The organism is Niabella yanshanensis (genome assembly GCF_034424215.1).
GTDB lineage: Bacteria > Bacteroidota > Bacteroidia > Chitinophagales > Chitinophagaceae > Niabella > Niabella yanshanensis.
Genome location: NZ_CP139960.1, coordinates 203,781 through 223,308, shown reverse-complemented (window position 1 = coordinate 223,308; position 19,528 = coordinate 203,781). Strand labels below are relative to the sequence as shown.

The window sequence follows — 19,528 nt, the reverse complement described above, 5'->3', positions numbered from 1 at the left end:
TCCTGGATGTGTGATATACTTTTATGTCAATAGCGATCTCTCGGTTGCTTTCCCATCTCAAGCCTTAATTCAGCCCCTTGAGTAATAGATTTCCACGGAATGAAAGGCTGATGAACATCCTTATCATTCAGACGGATGGATTGGATATATTTATTTTGCCCACCGGCATTCTTTGCAACGATAGCAAATTGTTTACCCGGGTAATAGGCATTATTAAGACTGATTGTTATGCGATCAAACAAGGGTCCGGACAGGCCAAAAGTGTTTTCGCTTGCAGTCAAACCTTTCACATCAAAAAGACCCATAGCTGCCATCACATACCACGCTCCTAATTGCCCCTGATCCTCGTCTTGTCCAAATCCATAACCATGAACGCCTTCCGTACCATAGAACTTATCACATATCGCCCTCACCCATTTTTGGGTTAATGAAGGCTTACCGGAGTAATTAAACAACCAGGATACATGAAGATTAGGCTGGTTACCGTGGTTATAAATACCTGCTATACCTGCAAATGCGTCGATATGAGCTCCTCCTCCAAATAAAGCTTTTTCTGCCAGCACAAAGGTACTATCGAGTCGCATATTGAAACGCGCCATACCGACCTTTTGAATCAATCGTTCCGGATTATGTGGAACAAAATAGGTATATTGGTAAGCGTTGCCTTCCTGGAATCCCCGCCATGGCTGCGCCGGATCAAAGTTTTCAATGAATTGACCATTTGCAAGCCTGGGCCGTACCAATTGCAGATCTGCGTCCCATAGTTTTTCCCATGCCCTGGAAAGGTCGTCGAATAATTTTGCATCTGCGCTTTTGCCCAAGGCCCTTGCCCAATTACTCATCGCAAAGCTGCTAAAAGCATATTCCAAGGTGTGCGAGGCAGAAAATTGCCAGAGTTCACCACTTCCTTTACCGCTGTCCAGATGATTGACATACCCATATTTTAGAAATCGATCCACATCCATTTTCCCCGCCCCGTGGGGCCTGGAGGCGGACTCAAATTCGTTCTTTCGCGAAGCTGCATAGGCCTGCTCCACATCGAAGGTCTGAATGCCTGCAAGGTAAGCACCCGCCATTATCAGGCTCACGAAATTGGTGCCCACACCTGAAACGTACCGGCTGTTTACAATTCCATCACCCAACCAACCAGCATCCTTATACACCAGTAACTGGCTCTTTATAAAATCAGCGTAGTACTCCGGATAGGCCAGTGCCCATAGTTGCGTGAGGTTCCAATAAGCTCCCCAGACGGCGTCCGTATTATAGTGATCGTGAATTGGTTTACCTGCTTCATCCAATGGTATCTGCCCGATCCCCCCTGTGTTCATCGGATAAGCTCCATTGACATCACTGGCCAGACCACGTCCTAATAAGGCATGATAAAGACCCGTATAAAACTTAATTTTATCTTTATGGACACCGCCTTGCACATCAATTCGACCCAATAAGGTATTCCAGTGGTTTTTAGATTGCTGCCTGGCCGCATCAAATGACAATTTTTTTGCCTCCTGCTCCAGATTCAACCGTGCATTTTTAACGGAGGTCAATGAGAGTCCTGCTTTTATAGTAATTGCTTCGTCAGCGTTTGTAGCAAAACTAAGGTATAGTCCCGCGCCCTTCCCCTTCTCAACTGTTTGTTGCTGATGAATGTCGGCACCATTAAAAGTGCCGTAAGCCTTTGGCTTTTTACTAAGTACTGCTGAGAAAAACATGGTAACTTCAGCACCTGGCTGGTACTTTTGCACATATACGGGCAAAGTAGTTACCCAACCTTCTACCCGTCCATCCGGCAACAAACGAACTTCTGCATCTTTGACAGGACCGCTTTCCCCCCAAACACTTCCGATATCAAACAAGATATGTGCCTGACGCGTTGCGGGAAAGGTATACCGGTGATAAGCAACCCTTTCAGTCGCCGTTAGTTCTGCTCTGACCTGATAGTCTTTAAGGAAAACTGAGTAATACCCTGCAGTACTCACTTCATCCTTGCGGTCAAATCTGGACCGATAACCGCTTTCAGGATCTTCCAGTTTTCCGGGCACAGTCTGCAATGGCCCGGTGGTAGCTGTAAACACAATACCTCCCAATTGGAACTCGTGGAAATTAGCAAAGCCCTCAATTGACTCGTGCCGGTAATCATAACCAGAAGCGTCCCATCCATGCATCGTTCCATAACTACCATTAGTGGAGGGTGCTGGCTTTGCCATCCCGAAAGGTTGGGCTCCCGGGGTATAGTGAAACCAGCGGCAATGTGCTGTACCAATGTTAGGATCGACAAATTGTGTATAATCGGTTTGTTGTGCCAAAAGCGTACCGCTCCAGAGCAAAATTGTAATCATGGAACAAACAGCAGCACATATCCTGGTGCTTCTAATCATATCGTTTCTTTACTATTTATTTTAACCTGGTTGCTTACGCAAGTGATGGTTCCAGTTACTAACAGCACCTAACAGGAGCGCCTCTTCGCCAATAGCGGCGGGCAATAGGCGCAAAGAAAGACCAAGGCTACGGAGGACCTTTTCTGCTGAAGGTATAAACAGAGCATGCGCTTTGGCAATATTACCTCCGATCACTACGGCCTGCGGTTTTTCTGCCTGCGCAAAATCGAACACAAATTGCCCAAGATGATCGCCGAATTCGCTGAATATATGCTTTGCTGCCGTATCACCATCGAGAGCCACCTGACCCAGTTCTCTGACCCCGCTGAGTTTAACGCCTGTGATTTCTTCCCAGCGGCCAGTGAACCACCGGGTAGACAAAAAGTCTTCGGCTATTCCTCCCTTAAAACGGACACACCATTTATCTGCACTAGTGCTTGCACCATTATTATATACCGCAGAGCCCAGTCCCGTTCCCAATGTAATCCCTATCATTTTGTCCTTTGCATAGCTTCGCGCGCACCCTGCATATATTTCACCCTGCAAAAAACAGGAAGCATCGTTGTACATGAATAAACCGGATCTCGGGAAACCTAATGCTTGCGCCAACAGGTCTTTCAGGTTCAATCCATAAAGATATTCATATTTGTCCTGGCCACGCATATAAGAAATACCGGTATCGTAATCGATCGGCCCCGGCATGGCAAAGGATATCACATCAACCGGACCTTGTACCATCGACTCGCGGATACACTGCACCCATTCTGCAATGACTGTTTCTGCTGCCGCTGCTGCATTCACCCGCCGCCTTCTAAGCGAGTGCCTTATGAGCTGGCCGGAAACTGTATTGACCAATGCAGCAGTGATATGGGTGCCACCAATGTCCACCCCCATTACAACTTGATCGCCCGACATCATTAATATGTTTTTTTGACCATTGATTTTTTGGATAGTGATCTGTTGTAAACATCTGTATCATGCTCATCTTTCCAGTCAGCTTCGATCTGCTCCAATGACTTACCTTTTGTTTCAGGAAGCAGCCTGTATACTGTCACAAAAGCGATGATACAAAACGCCGAGAATATCCAAAAAGTAATCGGGGTCCCCAGGTTTCTAAGCAGCAACGGAGTGAGCTGTCCCACAATCGTATCTGCAATCCACATAACCATGATGCTGACAGCCATGGCGCGCCCACGGATCTTGGCGGGAAATATCTCAGCAGCAACGACGAATTTCAAAGGACCAATTGAAAATGCAAAACATGCCAGGAATGCGAGAACTGCGATTAAAAGCCCGATACCGGTGGTAGCACCCACTTTAAATAACATTCCTACTACCAAGAGGCTGAGAAAAGCGCCCAATGTACCTGCCAGGTATAAAGGACGGCGACCCAGGCTGTCCACCTTCCATACAGCCACCAATGTGAAGAGCATGTTCGCAGCTCCGAAAATCACCTGGCTAATTAAGGAATTACTTAGTGAGATACCTGCATCGTTTAATATACTCGGGCCATAATAAATAATGGCATTGATGCCGCTAAATTGGGAAAATAGGGGCAAGAGCAATCCTATTAACAGTGCCTTACGCCAGCGCGGGGAAAAAAGCTCTCTATAGGAACCGTGATCATGATGCACCGGTTGCGGGTTGGATGGCATATCCCTGCCAAGGGCACTGAGGACCGCTGAACTTTCAGTCAAGCGTCCCCTTTGCAGGAGCCAGGATGGACTTTCCGGAACCCGGACCAAACCCAAAAGAAAAGTTATTGCCGGTAAGGCTCCAAGGCCTAACATTAATCTCCACACTTCTGTTGTAAGACGAGATATCGCGAAGCCAGTGTCATTACCCGTAGGTTCATACCCCAATGACCATTTTAAAAGGCCGGCGTTGCTCAGGTAGGCCACCAGGATGCCAAGGGTCAATGCAAACTGATAATAGGTAATCAGTCTGCCCCTTCTGCCTGCAGGAGCCATTTCAGAGATATATAGCGGTACTATATTAGACGCCAAACCAATTCCTATTCCACCCACCAGCCTCGAAGTAATGACCCCATTCAATGTTGGCATCAGCGCACATCCGAGTGCCGAGAACAAAAATAGTACTGCCGCTATGAGCAGTGGCTTTTTACGGCCTATTCTGTCGGTGAGCTCCCCGGAAACTGCTACTCCCAGGATACAGCCGACGAGTGCAGAGGACACAAACCAGCCTTCCATAGTTGCAGAAAGATTGAACTGGTCTTTCAACAGCGGCAATACCCCTGAAACGACCGCCATGTCAAAACCAAACAAAAATCCACCCAGGGAGGCTATTAGAGTAATGGCTGTTACAGAAATCTTTTTATATCGCATGAGATAAAAATTCTTTGATGATTATTGAATCATTACTCCCGGTTGGGAGACATGGAAGGTGGTGCATCTCCAGGCTTGCTACCCCACTTTATGTTAGGGCGTGGCCCCATTTGCAAGACGAGCGAACCACCATCTACTAAGTCTTCATGATAGAACCAGGGACGCGCAAGCAGTTTATCATCCAACTGTGCAGACTGGATATAGCGATTCTGCTTTGAACTGCCTTTGGCCACAATTGTAAAGGTCTTTCCTTTGTAATAGGCTGGATCCAGCTCTATGGTAATTTTCTCAAACAAAGGACTACCTATCTCGTAATAAGGTTTCACACCGGTTCCTCCATTGGTTTGGAATAATCCCATGGCGGCCATTACGAACCATGCACCCATTTGCCCTTCGTCTTCATCACCGAGCCATCCATGGTAGGGCGTTACGCCATAATACCGATCCATTATTTCGCGGGTCCATTTTTGAGTGAGCCAGGGCTTTCCAGAATAATTGAATAACCAGGCTGCCTGCATATTGGGCTGATTGCCATGATTGATGGGTACCAGGTCATATAAATCGCCATCTGCATTGAAATTATATTTTACTGATTTTTCAAAACCATCATCTAACCGCTTGTTGAATTCATTGCGGCCCATGAGGTTCAAAATGCCTTGTACATCGTGTGGATTAAAAAAACTGTATTGCCAGGCATTGCCCTCCAGGTAGCCAGGTCCGCTGAAGCTGGTACAACAGAAAGGATTCCAATCTTTGACCCAATTGCCATCTTTGTGCTTCATGCGTATGTAACCGGTCTCTGAGTCAAATACATTGTTATAGTTCCCCGCTCTTTTGATAAATTGCTGGTATACCTGCTCATTACCGACCGCCTTTGCAAACTGAGCCACACACCAGTCATCATAGGCATACTCCAGCGTATTGGATACCTGTCCTTCTTCCTGAGGTACATAACCCAACTTCATATAGGATTCGAAAAACTTATTTCCGGCAAAGCCATTTTCCGGAGTCACAACTCCTGGTGTTGATTGCTGATGTACCATAGCTTTTAATGCCAACGGCACATCAAAGTCACGGATACCTTTCTGATAAGCTCCTACAATCAAAGCTATTTCATGTGACGCTTCCATGATGCCTGAGTATTCGATGCCCGCCGGCCCCTTGGGCAACCACCCCCCTGTTCGATAGATTTCCAGCAGTGATTTTACCCAATTGCCGGCCAGATCAGGGTTAACCAGCTGCCAGAGTTGATTTAAGTTCCAGAATGTGTTCCATAAAGCATCACTGCCATACACAGGATTTTTCGGGTCCACCTGCCGAATCTTTTCGTTGACGTCGACATATTTACCATCCACATCGCTCCAGGTGGTGCGGGCTACATAGGACCGGTATAGGTTGGTATAGAATTTCTTTTTATTTTCTTTTGTACCTCCTTCAACTTTTATTTTACTCAGCAGGCCACTCCATACCTTGCGGGCATTCTGGTGGACAGCATCAAAGTTCCAGCCGAATGGAGCCAGTTCCTGATTCATATTTTGTCTTGCACCTTCAATACTGACCAGTGAAATGGCGGTCTGCATAAGTATCTGATCACCTGGTTTAGTATCGAAGTCTGCAAAAGCTCCCATTTGACCCTTACCTTTAATTTCAGCAACATCTTTAGTCACCTCATAATTATTTTTCCAACCTCCAAACGACTTCATGGGCTTATTGAAGCGGATCACAAAATGAACTTTATACTCGTTCCAGCTCCACTTTTGTAAGGAATATCCCTCTATTTGTGTGTCTGAAACCCGGGTAAACCGGGCATCCAGTATTTCCGCGGTATTCTCAAAAGGTATATCCAGGTCCAGTAAAATGTGTGCATTTTCCTGATGGGGGAATGTGAAACGAAAAAACCCGGTTCTCGTTGTGGCTGTCAACTCCGTATGAATGTCTCCATTCATCAGGGTAACTGCATAATATCCCGGACTTGCTTTTTCTGTTTGTTTGTAGATCCTGGAACGATAGCCCGTGGTCCAGCCTGTCGTGGGACCGTCCGCTGGCCCCCTGCGTACATTGAGCACATTAACGGTTGGCATTACGGAAAGGCCCGCCATTGTCCAGGAATGAATATGGCTGAAGCCTCCTATATTACCCAGCGTATATTCATAACCTGATTTCCATACACCACCCTGGTTATCCGGTGCTAACTGTACCATGCCAAATGGCAGCGTGGCACCCGGGTTGAGCATCCACCTGGATTCCGAGGTACCTAACAATGGATCGGCATAGTCTATCGGCTGCAGGTTTTGCCCGTAAGCAGCGGTGACAAAACCCAGTAATAATGTTGTTATAAATTTTTTCATAGCTACTTCAGATTGTCAATGGAGTTTTTAATGAATGCTTTTATTACCCTGGCTTTGCCGGGGCCGTTGTTAATGATGCGGTACCTTTGAACTGCGGCAGGAATCACAAAGGTCTCAGCGTATTGAAAGTCTTCACTGGACCGATCTGAGACAACCGTTACTGACTGCCCTTCCACCAGCATGAGCACATGACAACTATCCTGAGTGTATACGGTAATTTCTTCTTCAAATTCCAGGCGATGCACATCATAAAAGTGCTCCGAATGGGTAGGCAGGTGCCAAACCTGCGCATCCTTATGCTGTTCTATCAGAACAGGCTTCGAAATGAGCTCTTTAGTTACCTGTTCACCCTGCCTATCGAAGTTCAGGTTATTAAAAGCATGCTCAATATTGATGGCGCGTGGTTCACCATTGAGGTCGAGTCGCAACCAGTCGTACATTTTAAAGGTAAAAATATAGGGTGTCGAACTGATCTCCAGCACCAGATTATCTGCACCGGCGCTGTGCACCGTTGAATTAGGAATTAAAAACAGATCATGCTTGTTAGCATTAAACTCCTGAACATAATCCGTGATCCGGATCTTCTCGCCCATCGTTTTGCTTCTTTCCAGCGCCTCTCGAAATCCCACAGGATCCACATCTTGCTGAAAACCCAGGAAAACTTTAGCACCCGGTTTACTGTCCAATATGTAATAAGTTTCATCCTGCGTAATGCGCTCTCCAAAATGTGTCCGTATATAATTCAGTGTGGGATGGCACTGGATTGATAGATTGCCTCCCTCCCAGGTGTCCAGGAAATCGAAGCGAATCGGAAATTCTGTCCCAAAATATTCTACGTGTCTGCCCAATACCTCACGGGCATGCGTCGCCATCAGCAGGTTGAACGGAATTTCAAGTAGAAAGGAATCACTTTGTAACACCAATCCATTTTCGGGAACAATCAGCTCAAAGGACCAGGCATAATTCACTACATCCTGATTTAAACCCGCAAACCGTTCCTTCATCCATTGACCGCCCCAGGCACCGGGCTCGAACCAGGGCCGAACCCTTAGCACAGACTTAGCCAATGCTCCCAACGCTCCCCGAAGATCTTCGGTGCGGATCCAGTTAACCATGTTTTCCCATTGAACGTCCCCATAAATCGAAATACGGCTGGTCAACTGGTCCCTGTGGGCGGTCAGTACCACCCAGTCCACAAAGTAATATTGCTTGTACATGAACGCAGGTTCGTCACTTTCCGTGACCCCCAGGTTTGTAACAGATCCGGCCCGCATCCGGTATTGTATTTCATTTTTTGGAACATCAAGATAGATTACAGGTGCGTCGGGATGCAGTAATGCCGCACCGGGGCCCAACACCACCTCACAGTCGCAGCCGCCTTCCGGTCGATAGCCCTTAAGCCGCTCCTCCTGGAAAAAATTGGATATTTCCAGAGTTGTCCTGGTACCCCAAACTGCATCCCGCGTACCTAAAAATGGCGCAACCAATTCCTGAATTTCAGCACTCGGCTTTAGGAACCTGGTCATTTGAATGCATTTCACCGTCTTACCCAGTTTACTAATCGATAGTTCCAGCTGCGCCTGCACCTGGTTCCACCACACGCCACTAAAGCCTTCGATTATAACCAAAGGATACTGAAGCAACCAGGCCGCCAGAGACTCATAACCGTAAAAAATTTTGCCACTACCTATATTGAAGGTTGGGTAAATATCATATCTGTCGCTTTTCCCTGTCCTAGTGAGCCGGTGTGGCAAAGGAGGTTGCTGGCTTCTTCTGAGTAAATCCTGATTATCCGATTCAGCATTTGACACCTCATTAATAATTTCAATCATCGTTGATTTATTATTTAAATTTCAATTTTTGTGATTTTTATATAAACTTTATTTTAAAACCATAATCTTTCATTGTTGATTATGGAATGGTGATCATCTTAATTGTGGAGTAGTTATATCGGTTCGTTCCAAAGGCGACTCTCGACCCTAGTCGCAGGTACCAGTCTCTTTTTGGAAGGGTGCCTGTAGTTGTTAATGTAACCAGCTGTCCAAGGATGCTATTGCCTGCTGCACCGTTATAATTGAGCACGGTGCTATAGCGGTTGTCGAAGTTATTGTTGCCGACATATTCGGAAGGACTGACAAATAAAGCTAAATTGGTAATGTTTTGCTGATAACCTGCCTGTTGTGTCCCCCTGGTTACTCTCACCTGAACGCTAACCGTTCCATTGGCATTTACTACCGGATCACTCACCCACTCTACTCTTAAGAACGGCTCTACGGAAAAGTCCACGGTAGTATTACCTCCCTGCACTTCCACTGTCCGGATTTGATCATTTCCTGCCAGGTCCATGGGTACGAAAGCTCCTTCAGCTATTATTTTATAGGTGGCTTTGAAAATTTTGGTATTTATATAGGTACCATCCTGCTTAGTAGCCAGGTACAAAGGTGTGGGGTTATCGCTCCAGCTTGTTTCCAACAATCTGATCCGCGTTCCATTTCCGTTGTCTCCTGATACCTCACTCTGCAGATTCTGGCCGGTGGCCGCGTCAATGATCCGGCCTTGCAAGGTTTCTGTCGGGCCCTCGTAATTGTCAATCTTCGAGCAGGACGGGACAATAAAGAAGCTGGATAAAAGTATAAATAGCGGTACAATCTTTTTCATGATCTTTCCATTTTTAAAGGTTAATAACCTGGGTTCTGAACAATATTGGGACTCTTGGCAATTACCGCATCCGGAATCCGCTGGTAATACCACCGGGGGTCAAATGTGAACCGACTATTTCTTTCATCGGGCCGGTCATCAAAGAAATACTTAGACGCATTCACGGCAAACACCGGGTTCAGGATCCTCCAAATGGTTCCATTCTGCTCCCGGTCGATAATGCGCCATCTCTTCAAATCCCACCATATCTTATTTTCAAATGCCAGCTCTTTCCTTCTTTCTTTGCGAATCGGCTCTACCGAACTGAGGGTAGCGAGCGTGGCCAGTGTGGCCCCGGCCCTTTCCCTGATTGCGTTTAAATCCGTTAAAGCCTGTACCTGGTAACTGGCACCCTGCCCTGCACTAAACAATTCAAAAGCTGCTTCCGACCGGTTCAGTAATACCTCTGCATACCTGAGCTCAATCCAGCTCTGGTCTGATCGGTTATTGGCCAGTTCAGCTGTAGGTTTAGAGGGTACGAGGTATTTCCTGACTGAAAACCCTGAAATACCTCCTGCTACGCCATTGATATTTGTGTAAAACCCGCTTGCCCCGGCAGCATTCATGCGGGTTCCATTCGGAAGTGTCACGAAAGCAGTCGTTACTTCAGGGCCTGCCTGGCTCAGTAGTGTGGTAGTCGGGTATGCCGCTGTAGACCCTAACGGCAACAGCCTGCTGATCCCCCCCTCCACGGGTCCGGTATAAATGCCCCTGCGCATTTCAATTGTTACCCCCTTAAAAACGTCCCCCGGGAAAAGGACAGAACCTCTCAAACGGGGTTCCGCATTAACAAACGGTGTATTCAGGTCATCGTACAATAGGTATTTTCCGCCTGCGTCTGTCGTACGAAAACTGCCATCCGGATTTGTCGGTAACCCTTCAAAAAGCTCCACAAAGTTTAATGTAGGATTGGTTTGAGCCGCCCCACCGTTATTCCATAATTGCCTTGGTACATTATTATAATCATACCAGTGGACCGCATCAGGATATTTATACATGCGGATAAAGATATTTTCGCTGCTGGAAGGATCCAGAAATAATTGAGCGAAATTACCGGCCTGCGCTTCCCGATCCGAAGCCACCCAACTTGTTTTATATAAACTGTATTTTCCGTCCAGCAATCCCGCCGCATCATAAGCGGCCTTAAAATATTCAGTGGCCCGGCTTTGAGGAATTCCGCAAACCTGCACAGAACCGCTGCTTAAATTACTGACATTATATTTGGCTACACTTCCTGCAAATAACATAACCCTGGATTTAAAGGCTGCCGCTGCGTACCTGTTAGCCCGGCCTCCTTTACTGGTTTCGGTAAGATTAGTAATGGCAAAATCCAGATCTGTGGCGATAAAGTCATAAACGGATGCCTCCGCTGCACGGGGGATTTTAAATGCCTCGATCCCGGCAGCAACTTCTTCGATTGACTGGCCCGGTTGCGTAAGAACCTTATCAACTATAGGTACGCCGCCATACCGCTTCACCAGTGCAAAGTAAGTGAAAGCCCTGATGAACCTGGCTTCTCCCTGCCATTGCTTGAGCTGCGCTTCAGTGAAATTTCCCGCATATTGCGGTAGGGTCTCCATAAAGTAATTACAGTCGCGGACCAGTATATAGGCATCAGCCCAGTAGTTAAAAGTTTCTGTTCCGCCGGCCTGATCCCTGCTGATGGCTTCTCCAGTGAAGGTTGCAGTGGAGCCATTGAAGAAAGTTTTAAAACCAGTAGCAGGATTCCATTTGAAATCCTCGATCGGGGCCTGACTGTACATCCTGGCCATCAATGCATCGACCCCGGCTACATTTGAAAACAGATCTGCATCATTGACAATATTAGTTGGTGGGACGTCCAGATCCGGTTTGCAGCCTGGTATAGTTACCAGAAGCTGTACTATCAGCGTTAAAGCTATTATTTTTTTCATGTTGGAGCAGATTAAAATTTAATATTCAATCCAAAGAAAAACTTCTGGTCGATCGGGTAAGCATAGCCGAACTGCTGATCCACGGCGGATACAGCCGAAGGATGTTCCGGATCGAGGTATTTTAAGCCTGTGATGGTCAGCAGGTTGTAACCGGTGAAAAATACCCGTACCGCTTTTAGCCCGATTTTGCGGGTTTGCTTTTCCGATATGGTATAACCCAGCTCTGCGCTTTTCAAGCGGATATAGGAAGCACTATGCAGGTTATGCCTGGTATTGGTAAATGCGTTGGTACCGGTGTAAGCATAATACCCGGGAACCCACTCGGTACTGGGATCATAGGGGTCAGCATCCGGATTGAGGGGGCGCCAACGATCCAGCCACATGGTAAGAGCGTTGCCGTTGGCCCAGAGCGGACCTCCTAACTGTTCCGTATATGTGGCGTTCACAAGTGCTGCTCCTGTAAAGAGCACATTAAGATCTATGCCTTTATAGTTCGCTCCGATGTTAAAACCATAGGTAATCAGGGGCATACCTGTATTGGCAATCGGATGGCTGTCATCTACCCCTATCTGACCGTCTCCATTCCAATCCAGATACCTGTAATCGCCGACAACAGTCGACCGGCTTACATAGATCGGGCTATTTTGTATCTCCCCATAATTTTGAAATTGTCCATCCTGACCATATCCAAAGTACACACCCGTATAGCGGTTCGTGTTATTCTGTAACCAATTTAAATAGGAGTTACCTGCCCTGGCCCTTTCGATGTGACGATTTGAGATCCGTGTGTATCCAAAGGTGCCACGCAAATTATAGCTGAACTTACCCAGCTGGTGATCATGCCGCAGTTCCATGTCAAACCCTTCATGTCGGTCTCCATTCAGGTTCTCCTGAGGCAGATTTGCTCCAACCACATCTGGTACTGTCAATTGCCGACTGGTCAAAAGGCCGGTCCTGTCTCTTCTGAAGTAGTCTATCGTCAGACCCAATAATCCCTCCCAGGCTTCCAGGTCCAGTCCCAGATCAAGGGTCGTGGCCGTAAACCAGGAAATCTGCGGGTTAGCGATCCCCGTAGCCTGTGCGGCATTATAAAATATGCCATCGAATACGGCACCCGGAGGCTGTCCCAATGCCGAACCGCTTGCCGGGTAATTATACCCTGTCAGGAATTGATAACGCAGCGCGCCGTCATCGCCCGTTTTACCATAAGATGCACGGAATTTCCATTCGTTAATAAAGTCCAGGGCTTCGCTGTTTTTAAAGAAGGGCTCCTGCGAGAGCTTCCAGCCTATCTCGTAACCCGGGAAGAAACCATACTGTTTGGCGGGTGCAAATTTGGAAGAACCATCATAGCGAAATGAAAATTTTCCATAATAGCGCGACTTATAATCATAGGTCGCATAACCTGCATACGCTGCATTTTTGTAATCGAATGAATTGGCAATATTGGAGCTCATACTCCCCTGTTGATTCAGGCTGTTACCTGCAAATAACTGATCAAGTGGTATGGCCAGTTCGCGTTGTGCAAAAAAGTTATCGCCTCTGCGATTACTTTGCTCGTATACCAGTACTGCACCAATGTGATGGCTGGCGGCAATGGTGCGGGTATAATTTAATGATAATTGACCCAGCACAGTTGGATACTCATAAAATTCTCTGCGTACTGTGGATGGAGATTGTTGCGTACCGGTTACATTATAAACATCCCTGGCTGGATCGTAGGTATAGGTATTATAAGTTTTATTGTAAATCTTATTGTTATTAAGCGTATAGTCAAAGCTATACATCCCTCTTAGACTCAGTCCCTGCACAAAAGGAACGTCATAGTTCAGGGCTGCAGACGACTGGAACCATTTGTTATTATAAACCTGGTACCCGGCTATGTCTGAACTGGATTGGGCTACCGGGTGCAACGGGTTAGGCAACGAGTTAAGATACTGCAGATTATTATTGGCATACACGGGATTTACCGGAGGCTGATACCACATGCTGCGAAATGCCCAATAGGCTGCCTGCATTGGCTGATCTTTACGTTCCATAACAGCAGACAGGTTTAAATCGAATGTCAAACTTTTTGAAATTTTAGCACTCAGGTTGGAACGGATACTATACCTCTTATAAAATAAGTCCCCTGATTTTAAGATGCCATCCTGCCCGGTATAGCCAAGGCTCACAAAATAGCTGGCATTTTCCCCGCCACCGGTAGCACTCAGGTTGTGCTGGGTTTGCGCGGCCTGGCGATTAATGGTAGCCTGTTGCCAGTCGGTTCCGGTTTTGGTGCCGTTTCGATATTCCTGGATTTGCTCCTCCGTATAAATTCTCCTTCCCCCATTAACATTATGCATGTTCAGCTCATTAACAAGGGTCATATACTCTACAGCCCCTGCCGACTTTGGAAAACCAATAGGTCTCTGCACACCATAAGTTCCAACATAATTAAGCTCCATAGGCCCGCGTTTTCCCTTTTTGGTAGTAATTAAAATTACACCATTGGCCGCCCTGGCCCCGTAAATAGCGGCCGAAGCGTCTTTAAGCACCGAAAGTGTTTCCACATCATTGGGGTCGATGCGCGAAATATCCGGTCGCGGAATCCCATCGATTACAATTAAAGGATTTCCCATCCCACGAATGTCAAAAGACGTGTTGAAGGCGCCGGGCTCACTGGTGTTCTGTACCACCCTTAGCCCGGGTACCTTACCAGTAAGAGAATTCAGTATATTTTCATTTTTTGTCGTTACAATCTGATCGCCTGAAATGGAGGATACTGCACTGGTCAGGTTAGCTCTTTTCTGCGTTCCATAACCTACGACAATGACCTCGTTCATCACTGAGGCCTGCTCCGTCATCACAATTCGTAATCCACTTACCATAGTAACAGTATATTCCCGGGGCAGGTAACCTACGGCTGAGAGTACAAGGATCTGACCTGGCTCAGCAGCAATTTGAAAGCGGCCTTCAGCATCTGTTGCAGTGCCAGATTGTGTACCCTTTACAGCAATGGAAACGCCACTCAATGCCGAATCTCGGACATTCACCACTACCCCGGTTACCTGCTGCCCCTGGCCCATTGCAGGCAGTATACCGAGAAGCGGAATAAGGAGCAGCAGGCTGAAGCGGATCATAAGCTTTAAATCCAGTCTGCGGCATGGGCGTCGACTGGTTCGTTGAGGCAGTGTCCTTTTGCTAATAGCCTGCCAACTGGACCTTTTGGAATTGGATTGTATTTGCATAAACAAGCATCATTTTTATGGAAATTTATTAGTTACCGTACCTGTCTTCCACCTATCGAAAAAAACTATGTAGAGACATATAACGCCATTTTTCATATATCAGAAACCAGCGCAATCACAATCCGGGCCTTCAGAATGCATCGTTGAATTATAGCGTTTATATATTTGGAGCGGAATTAAAGATCTTCGAGCAAGCAAATCCTACACTACCCCGTTAATATGTACAAATGTACATACATACTAACAAACAAAAAATTTTTTTTATCTTCATTTCAAATTTGAGATGAAATTTAGTATCGACCATAAAAGTCACGTCCCCTTGTATATCCAGGCTGAAGAATTATTACGCGACCTAATTAGCAAGCCGGAATATGCCGACGGTAAATTTTTACCCAATGAAGTGGACCTTGCCCGGCAACTAGCCATATCGCGTACGACAATGCGCCTGGCATTGAATAAGCTGGTTTACGAAGGGTTATTAATCCGTAAGAAAGGGGTCGGTACCAAAGTGGCCGCCATGTCGGTCAGCTCCCGTTCAAATAACTGGCTTTCTTTTTCCCAGGAAATGCAGGCACGTGGTATCCCCATCAAGAATTTTGAATTGCATGTTAGCTGGGTGCTTCCGCCGGAACCTGTCGCTCATTTTTTTGAGATCAACGCTGATAAAAAAATTTTAAAACTGGAACGCTTAAGAGGTAGACCTGAAGAACCTTTTGTTTATTTTATTTCCTACTTCCATCCACGGGTAGGCCTGAGTGGTGAAGAAGATTTTAAAAGGCCGCTTTATGATATCCTCGACAAGGACTATATGATCATCGCTACCCTCTCCAAGGAAGAGATCAGTGCCAAGGCGGCAGACAAATTTATTGCATCCAAACTGGAGACCGAAGCCGGCAGCCCTGTACTGTTCAGAAAACGTTTTGTATTTGATCAGGGGGACCGTCCTATTGAGTATAACCTGGGCTATTATAAAGCGGACTCTTTCATCTACACCAATGAAAGTCGCCGGGAATAAAGCTCCATTCGGCTTAATATTGCACCGGATCCCTGTAGTATTTTTTCCAGTAATTCAAACGTTGCCGCAGGTCTTTGACCTTTTGTTGATATTCCGGATCATTTGCCAGGTTTCGCATTTCCGCCGGATCAACTTTCAAGTCATATAATTCCCAAGAATCGATGGGACCATAAAAGTGTATGAGTTTGTAGCGATCAGTTTTGATACCATAATGCGGTGTCAGGCCAAAAGACCGTTCATAATAGTGATAGTAAATTTCCTTTCTCCAGGACCTATCCTGCTTACCACTCAAAAGTGTTTTCATAGAAACTCCCTGCATATCTGATGGCACTTTCAGCCCTGCCCAGTCCAGCAATGTGGGCGCTATATCGAGATTTAGAACATAGCTATTGTTCCTTTGGGCGGAGCGGACCTTTTTAGGATATCGGATCAGCATCGGTGTGCGAAAGGACTCTTCATACATAAATCGCTTATCGTACAGGCCATGTTCTCCCAGGTAAAAGCCCTGATCCGACATGTATATCACAACAGTATTATCCGCCAGCCCCTGTTGATCCAGGTAATCCAATACCCGGCCTACATTATCATCCACGCTCTGCACACAGCGCAGGTAATCCTGCATCAATGACTGGTACTGGAAACGGATTCTCTGGTCATTTGTCTTTATCGAATGAAATTTCCGGATCCTGGTTTGGTAGGCTTCGTCCCAAACCCTGCGTTCCTCGGGTGTCAACCTTTCTATTTCTCTTTTCCATTCCGCCGGCGCCCAGCTATTGACAGGCGTAACAGGGCAGCTATCACAGGGAACTTTTGAATCATACCGGATATCGAGTTCCCGGGATATAGAGATCTGTTGGCGCTGTAAAGCGATGCGGTCTTTATAGTCGTCGCTGAAATTAGCCGGGAGCTCAAAAGTCTTGTCGCTAAACCTGTCCAGATAGCGGAGGGGCGGCATCCAGTTGCGATGTGGCGCTTTATGAAAAAGCAGCAGGCAGAAGGGGGATTTCCTGTTTTGCTCTATCCAATCCAAAGATAGATCTGTGATTACATCTGAGACATATCCTTTATAAGTGGTGTCTTTTCCCATCTTGATAAAGCCCGGATTATAATAATGTCCCTGATCCGGCAAAACGTTCCAGTAATCAAAACCGGTAGGCTCAGACCATAAGTGCCACTTTCCAATAACCGCAGTACGATAACCCGCCGCCTGCAATATTTTGGGAAAGGTTTGCTGGGAACTATCAAAAAAGGTTCCGTTATCTACCAGTCCATTCTGGTGCGAATACTTACCCGTGATAATTACCGCCCTGCTGGGACTACAGACTGAATTGGTTACATAGGCCCGGTCCATAATGGCTCCCTGCCGGCCAATCCGGTCGATATTGGGTGTGCTTAACCATTTGCTGTTGTACGCGCTGATGGCCTGGTAAGCATGGTCATCGGAAACGATCAAAATGATATTAGGCCGCTTGGTGGATTGGGCAACCAGGTCGTTTGCATTTAGCATGCAGGAGATCCACCCCAGGATAAAGATGAAAAGTAACTTCATATCTTTACTCATTTCGTTATGAGAGTAAATGTACATACATTTGCACATATATTCAAATGTAAACGTTATGAGACGCTTCTACTTTCTTTTCTGTCTGTTTCTGTCCGCTCTTAGTACCCAGGGACAAGACCTTCATGTGATGTCATTTAATATTCGTTATCATAATGCTGGCGACAGTCTGAATGCATGGCCATTTCGGAAAGAAAAAGTGGTATCCCAGATCTTATATCACGAAGTGCATATATTAGGAGTACAGGAAGCATTGCATGACCAGATGGAGGACCTGCGAAAGGAGCTGCCTACCTATAAGGGCATTGGTACAGGCCGGGATGGCGGACAAAAAGCGGAGTACTCCGCCCTGTTTTACGATACTACCAGGCTCGAACTTATCTCCTCCAATACCATCTGGTTATCTTCAACACCCTATGTGGTCGCCAGTAAAGGCTGGGATGCAGCACTTACCAGGGTTTTAACCTGGGGACAGTTCCGGGACAGGGCAAACAAGCGTGTTTTCTATGCATTTAATACGCACTTCGACCATGTGGGACAGTTAGCTCGCCGTGAAAGCGCTCATCTCGTGCTAAAAACGATTCAGGAAATTGCAGCCGGACAGCCTGCTATTCTGACAGGAGATTTTAATGCCCATCCTCATGATGAACCCATTCAGATACTTACCCGTAAGAGCCACCCGCAACACCTTATCAATAGCCAGGATATCTCAGCAACGCCCCATTACGGTCCTATGGGTACCTTCAACGGCTTCACTAACAAGGAGCTCGCCGATACACCGATCGACTTTATATTCCTGAAAGGCCGATGGAAAGTCAGCCGCCATGCGACCCTCTCTCCCACCTGGCAAGGCCGCTTTGCTTCGGATCATTTTGCGGTGCTAGCGACTTTGGAGGCACCTCAGGCACCTGACCAGTGAATTCAGAAATTAGGAGCCAACTAAAAGTGACCTAAGCTTCGAAAAGTTGCTTACATCAGCGTTGAAATGGATACCAATTAAAAAAGGTATAACCGCTGTAGTTATTGCAAATTCAAAGTTTCGAATATGGTTGAAACAAGTTGTTATAAATGTCATGCTAAAAATATTTAATCCGTCATATGAATTGTCAAAATGTTTATTCGTTTTATATTTACCTGTACTGGCTCCAATCTATGCGGCTTATTAAATAAAAGGAAAACACTACGTTGATTATAACAAGTATTACTACTCCAAGAACAATCCAACCGCCTATTTTATTTTTTCGTTTGGGTAATTGTTCAAATTCTTTTACATACTCCTTCCATTTATCTGTATGGGCAAAGGCCAAGTAGTTAATTAGAAAAATTATAATGCCCGATATAATTACTAGAGGATGCTTAATATCTATATGAAAATACCGGTTATAAAATATTTTATAATAGAAGCGACTAGCCAAACTTCCGCAACAGCTATCGTAACAGCAGCTTTCCAATCGCTCCAGAACTTTGGGTCGGAAGCTAATTCCCAAAATTTGTACAGCTTATAGAACAAATAGTAGTAAGCACTGAAGTCCTCCCATATTTAGTAGCAGCCTAAACTAGAAAATTGGCATTGATGGTCGCTGCCCTTTGCCTCTTCCAAGGTCGAAGTAATAAAGATATTATCGCCCTTTTCATTTAATCTTTTCCCGATATTCATAGCCACATTATTTTAAAGGTGATAAAATAGGGTTGAACAATCGCTATGCCTAAAAAGGCAACTCGAAATAATTTTCGCTTAAAACGAAAGAGACTGAAAACAAGCGAGCAAAAGATTTTTTTTGCTTTGCATGAATCGTTCTGGCAGAGCTGCCAGCCTGACGCGTGTAGGTGTCAGTCTGGTGTTGTAAGCCACCGTAACACCAGAACAGCATTTAGCCTTCGATAATTTTGAGCACGATTGCCGGGTTTTGATAAAAGCAGTGAGCCGTGCTTGCGTGTAGGATGAATGTAAAAAACACACTATCTGTGCCTGGAGTGCTGGTTCGAATCCCGTAAAAGTCATGTGTCATTAATAGTGGTAACAAGCGTAAAAAAGCGACACTTT

At 46.0% G+C, this 19,528-nt stretch carries 11 protein-coding genes; 2 read left to right on the top strand and 9 right to left on the bottom strand.

Annotated elements, in window-relative coordinates:
- Positions 1-26 precede the first annotated feature (26 nt).
- From U0035_RS00795 to U0035_RS00760, 8 genes are all read right to left on the bottom strand, one after another.
- Positions 27-2,378 (bottom strand): GH92 family glycosyl hydrolase, encoded by a 2,352-nt coding sequence (locus U0035_RS00795; RefSeq protein ID WP_114791410.1) that lies wholly within the window; start codon positions 2,376-2,378, stop codon positions 27-29.
- 21 nt (positions 2,379-2,399) lie between these two features.
- A complete protein-coding gene (locus U0035_RS00790) occupies positions 2,400-3,296 on the bottom strand; it encodes an ROK family protein (RefSeq protein ID WP_114791409.1) in 897 nt (298 codons plus the stop codon).
- Positions 3,296-4,723, bottom strand: coding sequence for a sugar porter family MFS transporter (locus tag U0035_RS00785; RefSeq protein WP_114791408.1), 1,428 nt, complete (start codon positions 4,721-4,723; stop codon positions 3,296-3,298). Before U0035_RS00785 ends, U0035_RS00790 begins: the two co-directional genes overlap by 1 nt.
- Positions 4,724-4,755: 32 nt before the next feature.
- A complete protein-coding gene (locus U0035_RS00780; protein WP_114791407.1) occupies positions 4,756-7,071 on the bottom strand; it encodes a GH92 family glycosyl hydrolase in 2,316 nt (771 codons plus the stop codon).
- Positions 7,072-7,073: 2 nt separating this feature from the next.
- Positions 7,074-8,903 (bottom strand): class I mannose-6-phosphate isomerase, encoded by a 1,830-nt coding sequence (locus tag U0035_RS00775; protein WP_114791406.1) that lies wholly within the window; start codon positions 8,901-8,903, stop codon positions 7,074-7,076.
- Positions 8,904-8,982: 79 nt separating this feature from the next.
- Entirely contained in the window at positions 8,983-9,729 is a 747-nt protein-coding gene (locus U0035_RS00770) for a DUF3823 domain-containing protein (protein WP_114791405.1), read from the bottom strand.
- 20 nt (positions 9,730-9,749) lie between these two features.
- The gene (locus U0035_RS00765; protein WP_114791404.1) at positions 9,750-11,681 is read right to left on the bottom strand and encodes a RagB/SusD family nutrient uptake outer membrane protein; all 1,932 of its coding nucleotides are present in this window, start codon (positions 11,679-11,681) and stop codon (positions 9,750-9,752) included.
- An 11-nt stretch (positions 11,682-11,692) separates the two neighbouring features.
- Positions 11,693-14,803 (bottom strand): SusC/RagA family TonB-linked outer membrane protein, encoded by a 3,111-nt coding sequence (locus U0035_RS00760; protein ID WP_162817904.1) that lies wholly within the window; start codon positions 14,801-14,803, stop codon positions 11,693-11,695.
- Between the two features lie 391 nt (positions 14,804-15,194).
- On the opposite strand from U0035_RS00760, the gene U0035_RS00755 reads away from it, so the two are divergent.
- Entirely contained in the window at positions 15,195-15,926 is a 732-nt protein-coding gene (locus tag U0035_RS00755; protein ID WP_114791402.1) for a GntR family transcriptional regulator, read from the top strand.
- A gap of 13 nt (positions 15,927-15,939) precedes the next feature.
- Here the strand turns inward: U0035_RS00755 and U0035_RS00750 are convergent, their stop codons facing one another.
- Positions 15,940-17,475: a sulfatase family protein gene (locus U0035_RS00750; RefSeq protein ID WP_211316451.1), complete on the bottom strand. Its 1,536-nt coding sequence runs from the start codon at positions 17,473-17,475 to the stop codon at positions 15,940-15,942.
- 67 nt (positions 17,476-17,542) lie between these two features.
- Here U0035_RS00750 and U0035_RS00745 point away from each other — a divergent pair, with 67 nt between their 5' ends.
- The gene (locus tag U0035_RS00745; RefSeq protein ID WP_162817903.1) at positions 17,543-18,403 is read left to right on the top strand and encodes an endonuclease/exonuclease/phosphatase family protein; all 861 of its coding nucleotides are present in this window, start codon (positions 17,543-17,545) and stop codon (positions 18,401-18,403) included.
- The last annotated feature ends 1,125 nt before the right edge of the window (positions 18,404-19,528 follow it).

Bases quoted from the DNA above. Each gene is read 5' to 3' on its own strand.
- U0035_RS00795 (WP_114791410.1), bottom strand. From the start codon at position 2,378: ATGATTAGAAGCACCAGGATATGTGCTGCTGTTTGTTCCATGATTACA.
- U0035_RS00790 (WP_114791409.1), bottom strand. From the start codon at position 3,296: ATGATGTCGGGCGATCAAGTTGTAATGGGGGTGGACATTGGTGGCACC.
- U0035_RS00785 (WP_114791408.1), bottom strand. From the start codon at position 4,723: ATGCGATATAAAAAGATTTCTGTAACAGCCATTACTCTAATAGCCTCC.
- U0035_RS00780 (WP_114791407.1), bottom strand. From the start codon at position 7,071: ATGAAAAAATTTATAACAACATTATTACTGGGTTTTGTCACCGCTGCT.
- U0035_RS00775 (WP_114791406.1), bottom strand. From the start codon at position 8,903: ATGATTGAAATTATTAATGAGGTGTCAAATGCTGAATCGGATAATCAG.
- U0035_RS00770 (WP_114791405.1), bottom strand. From the start codon at position 9,729: ATGAAAAAGATTGTACCGCTATTTATACTTTTATCCAGCTTCTTTATT.
- U0035_RS00765 (WP_114791404.1), bottom strand. From the start codon at position 11,681: ATGAAAAAAATAATAGCTTTAACGCTGATAGTACAGCTTCTGGTAACT.
- U0035_RS00760 (WP_162817904.1), bottom strand. From the start codon at position 14,803: ATGATCCGCTTCAGCCTGCTGCTCCTTATTCCGCTTCTCGGTATACTG.
- U0035_RS00755 (WP_114791402.1), top strand. From the start codon at position 15,195: ATGAAATTTAGTATCGACCATAAAAGTCACGTCCCCTTGTATATCCAG.
- U0035_RS00750 (WP_211316451.1), bottom strand. From the start codon at position 17,475: ATGAAGTTACTTTTCATCTTTATCCTGGGGTGGATCTCCTGCATGCTA.
- U0035_RS00745 (WP_162817903.1), top strand. From the start codon at position 17,543: ATGAGACGCTTCTACTTTCTTTTCTGTCTGTTTCTGTCCGCTCTTAGT.